Genomic DNA, 1197 nt, shown 5'->3' on the forward strand with positions numbered 1-1197 from the left:
GGAAGGTCTGCAAAACCCGCCGTCAAGGCGCGAGTCTTGCATGATGATGTCGTCAAGTTGATACGTGGCGCAAGGACATGAAGCAAGTCAGCCTGGGATTGAACCTGTCGACCAAGAAGACGCGCAAGCGTGAGTTCCTGGAGCAGATGAACAAGGTGGTACCGTGGGATGTGCTGGTCGGCGTGGTCGAGCCGCATTGGCCCAAGTCCAAGACGGGCCGGCCGCCCTTTGCCATCGAGACCATGTTGCGCATCCATTACCTGCAGCAATGGTTCGGCCTGAGTGATCCGGCGATGGAAGAAGCGCTGCATGACATGCCGGTGTACCGCGAGTTTGCCAAGCTCGATGGCGTGCTTGATCGGCTGCCTGATGAGAGCACGATCCTGCGGTTTCGGCACCTGCTGGAGAAGCATGACTTGGCCACCGACATGCTGCGTGTCGTCAACGACTTGCTGGCCTACAAGGGGCTGCTGCTGAAGTCGGGCACGGCGGTGGATGCCACGTTGATCTCGGCGCCAAGCTCGACCAAGAACGCCGAAGGCAAGCGTGATCCAGAGATGCATCAAACCAAGAAGGGCAACCAGTGGTACTTCGGCATGAAGGCGCACATCGGTGTAGACGCCGACTCTGGCCTGGTGCACAGCGTCGAAGGCACGGCGGCCAACGTCAATGATGTGACCCAAGCGCACAAGCTGCTGCACGGTGAAGAAGACGATGCCTTTGGCGATGCGGGCTATCAAGGCGTGCAGAAACGACCAGAGGCCAAGGCCGATGTGAACTGGCATGTGGCCATGAAGCCAGGCAAACGCAAAGCGCTGGATTTGAACGATCCGGCGCAAGCCATCACCGACAAGATTGAGCGCGTCAAGGCAAGCATTCGCGCCAAGGTCGAGCATCCGTTTCGGGTGGTCAAGAAGCAGTTCGGCCATGTGAAGGTTCGCTACCGTGGATTGGCCAAGAACACCGCGCAGCTCAAGACCTTGTTCATGCTCAGCAACCTATGGATGGTGCGAGGCAAACTGATGGCTGACGTGGCATGAGTGCGTCCAAAATCCAGGAAACAGCGTTTCTTGCGGGGGTCGCGCACCCTTTGACGTGCGTTTCAGCGTCATGGGGGCTGGTCTGCGATGCATTCGGCTCATTTGTCGAAGCGATCACGCCGCCTGTTGCCTCGCAAACGAGTTGTTCAGACCTTCC

1 protein-coding gene is annotated in these 1197 nt (G+C 58.5%); it reads left to right on the plus strand.

Features of this window, described 5'->3' with window-relative positions:
* Positions 1-77 precede the first annotated feature (77 nt).
* Positions 78-1040 (plus strand): IS5 family transposase, encoded by a 963-nt coding sequence (locus WNB94_RS17125; RefSeq protein ID WP_341391585.1) that lies wholly within the window; start codon positions 78-80, stop codon positions 1038-1040.
* Positions 1041-1197 lie beyond the last annotated feature (157 nt).

The sequence above is a fragment of the Aquabacterium sp. A3 genome (assembly GCF_038069945.1).
In the GTDB taxonomy this organism is placed as follows: domain Bacteria; phylum Pseudomonadota; class Gammaproteobacteria; order Burkholderiales; family Burkholderiaceae_C; genus Aquabacterium.

Excerpts from the sequence above, each read along its gene's own strand:
- WNB94_RS17125 (WP_341391585.1), top strand. The coding sequence starts at position 78 with ATGAAGCAAGTCAGCCTGGGATTGAACCTGTCGACCAAGAAGACGCGC.